We start from the raw sequence: 2,689 nt of genomic DNA, 5'->3' as shown, positions 1-2,689 counted from the left end.
CTGCTGAAATTGGTGATGTCAACCCACATGTGAGCTTTGAATGCAAAAGCTTCTTGCCAATGCTAAACAGCAGTGCCCTCGGCCCTGGGCTCTTGGTCCTCGGCATTCTCTGAATGCTATCCAATTCTCCATGCCCAGAAACGGACCATGTTATGCTGTTTCCGACTTGGAGCGACCTTTTTTTGTCGCTCAGGAGGCCTACAAGCATGCGCAAATACTACACTTCTGAATCGGTGTCCGAAGGGCACCCGGACAAACTCGCGGACCTGATCAGTGACAGCATCCTCGATGAATTCCTCCGCCAGGAACCCACTGCCCGCGTCGCCGTCGAAACCCTGGTCACCACGGGTCTCGCTGTCGTTGCTGGTGAAGTCACCGCCCAGAACGCCTACGTAGACGTGCAGAACGTCGTGCGTAAAGCCGTGCGCTCTGTTGGCTACACCCGCGCCCACTATGGTTTTGATGCCGACTACAGTGCGGTGATGTCCACCATCCATGAGCAGAGCCCGGACATCGCAGATGGGGTGAACTACTCCGAAGAGTGGCGCAACATGTCTGAAGACGAGCGCTCAAAGCCCGAGAACCGCTTCAGCATGATCGGTGCGGGAGACCAGGGCCTGATGTTCGGGTATGCCACCAACGAAACCCCGGAACTGATGCCCCTGCCCATCACCCTGGCCCATGGCCTGACCCGCCGCATCGCCCAGATCCGCAAGGAAGGGGTGCTGGATTACCTGAGACCGGACGCCAAGGCCCAGGTCACCGTGGTCCGTGAGAAGGACGACATCTGGGTGGACACCGTGGTCATCAGCACCCAGCACAATGAAAAAGTGGAGCAGGACCAGATCAGAAAGGACATGGAGGCCCTGGTGATCCGCCACGTCATCCCTGAGGCTTACCTGCGTCCAGAGACCAAGTACTTCATCAATCCCTCTGGCAAGTTCGTGATTGGTGGCCCGCACGGGGACACCGGTCTGACCGGACGCAAGATCATCGTGGACACCTACGGTGGTGCGGTGCCGCACGGTGGGGGCGCATTCTCTGGCAAAGATCCGACCAAAGTGGACCGCAGTGCAGCCTACTACGCCCGGTACATCGCCAAGAACATTGTGGCTGCGGGTCTGGCAGACAAGGCTCTGGTGGAGGTGTCTTACGCGATTGGTCGGGCAAACCCTGTTTCCATGCGGGTGGACACCTACGGAACGGGTAAAATCAAGGACAACCAGATCACCGAACTGGTGAGGAAACACTTTGATGCACGTCCTCAGGCGATCATTGCCGAGCTGGACCTGAGGCGTCCAATCTATGCCCAGACCGCAGCTTACGGTCACTTTGGCCGTCCCGAGTTCCCCTGGGAGAAAACCGACAAGGCTGAGACCCTCAGAAAGTCTGCTGGTCTGTAAATCCAGCACAGAAAGACTCCCGAGAGGTCCTCGGGAGTCTTTTGTTTTGCTTCTCAGTTGCGGACCACAGCAGGCTGCGTCTGGCTCCCAGCATTCAGGCTGGTCAGAATGGTCACTCCAGCGATGATGTGCATGAGGGCCAGCACCAGTTTCAGGGAGAGGTCTCCGGGGAGTCCCATCACCGGGAACATGGAGAGGGCCAGAAAGACCCATCCAACCACCTGAAAGATCACGGTCCCTGTGTTTCCTGCACGCTGCAGCAGGGCATAGACTCCAGCAGCAAAGTATGCCGGGATCACCGTCGCCAGAATCACAGCGATGACGGGCAGGTCCATCAGGGTGGTGCTGTTCGGTCCCTGCGTCACCTGCAACTGGACCCCTGCTGCTTTTGCGATGAAGAACAGCAGCACATTCAGCACAGTGGCGATGAGGGCAGCCTGGGTGGTCTTGCGAATCAGGTTCTGGGTGGTCATGGTTTCTCCTTTTATTTAGCCGGCTATGTATTGGGAACAAAAAATCAGCAGGAGCCGCCGGGAGGCTCCCCCAGGTTCTGGGTGATCTGCCTGAGCATCCGGGAAAGCAGCAGAATTTCTGCCTGGCTCAGCCCTTCCACGGTCATGCGCTCCAGCTCGTCCCAGATTTCCATGATCTTTGGGATCAGGGCCCTGCCCTCATCACTGAGGCAGATCAGGGTCGCACGGGTGTCGGTGGGATCAGGAATGCGCTGCAAGAACCCTTCTTTTTCCAGACGGGCCACCATCTTGCTGGCGGTGGGGGGTTGAACTTCCAGATGCTCGCTGAGGGTGGTCAGGCGGGTTTCGCCCAGGCGGTCCAGCAACATCAACAAGAACTCCTGGCCAGGGTGAAGCCCCAGCTTCTGCAAGAGCAGTTGCGCTGCGTACTTGTGTGCGCGGGCCACATGAACAATGGCCCGACCCAGACTGTTGTGCTCCTCGACGGTCATCCGTCTCCTTCTGGAATTTATGTTAGTCGGCTAACCATAAAATGTCAAGTGCCATGCCAGCTCAGGGCAAGTGCAAAGTCGGGCAATGGGATGGAGCGATCAGCTTTCAGCGGTCAGCCCTCAGCAAAAGAGGACTTGATGCTTCTGCCGGAAGCTGCAGAAAGATTTGAACTGCGTCGGAAGGACAAGAGATTGCTTCTCCTGGCCGAAGTGAAAGCCTAACTGGGTATTAAGCTGACGGCTGATGGCTGATGGCTTTCCAGAGTGGTGCCGACCTGCAAGCGACTTTGTGCTTACCCAGCTTGCCACCTGAGCCACTCGA

At 57.5% G+C, this 2,689-nt stretch carries 4 protein-coding genes; 1 reads left to right on the top strand and 3 read right to left on the bottom strand.

The window, feature by feature from the left end:
• The first annotated feature begins 206 nt into the window (after window positions 1-206).
• Entirely contained in the window at window positions 207-1,403 is a 1,197-nt protein-coding gene (metK, locus tag DC3_RS28690) for a methionine adenosyltransferase (protein WP_146892232.1), read from the top strand.
• A 53-nt stretch (window positions 1,404-1,456) separates the two neighbouring features.
• Here metK and DC3_RS28685 read toward each other — a convergent pair whose 3' ends face one another.
• The 3 genes from DC3_RS28685 to DC3_RS29650 form a co-directional block, all read right to left on the bottom strand.
• A complete protein-coding gene (locus DC3_RS28685; RefSeq protein WP_146892229.1) occupies window positions 1,457-1,876 on the bottom strand; it encodes a DUF6069 family protein in 420 nt (139 codons plus the stop codon).
• Window positions 1,877-1,920: 44 nt separating this feature from the next.
• A complete protein-coding gene (locus tag DC3_RS28680; RefSeq protein WP_146892226.1) occupies window positions 1,921-2,367 on the bottom strand; it encodes a MarR family winged helix-turn-helix transcriptional regulator in 447 nt (148 codons plus the stop codon).
• Window positions 2,368-2,487: 120 nt separating this feature from the next.
• The coding region (locus DC3_RS29650) for a hypothetical protein (RefSeq protein ID WP_222594855.1) at window positions 2,488-2,689 on the bottom strand (202 nt) is incomplete at its 5' end.

This window comes from Deinococcus cellulosilyticus NBRC 106333 = KACC 11606 (assembly GCF_007990775.1).
Lineage (GTDB): Bacteria > Deinococcota > Deinococci > Deinococcales > Deinococcaceae > Deinococcus_C > Deinococcus_C cellulosilyticus.
Note: the sequence above shows the minus strand (reverse complement) of the source record. Positions and strands in the feature narration are given on the sequence as shown.

Excerpts from the sequence above, each read along its gene's own strand:
- metK (WP_146892232.1), top strand. The coding sequence starts at position 207 with ATGCGCAAATACTACACTTCTGAATCGGTGTCCGAAGGGCACCCGGAC.
- DC3_RS28685 (WP_146892229.1), bottom strand. The coding sequence starts at position 1,876 with ATGACCACCCAGAACCTGATTCGCAAGACCACCCAGGCTGCCCTCATC.
- DC3_RS28680 (WP_146892226.1), bottom strand. The coding sequence starts at position 2,367 with ATGACCGTCGAGGAGCACAACAGTCTGGGTCGGGCCATTGTTCATGTG.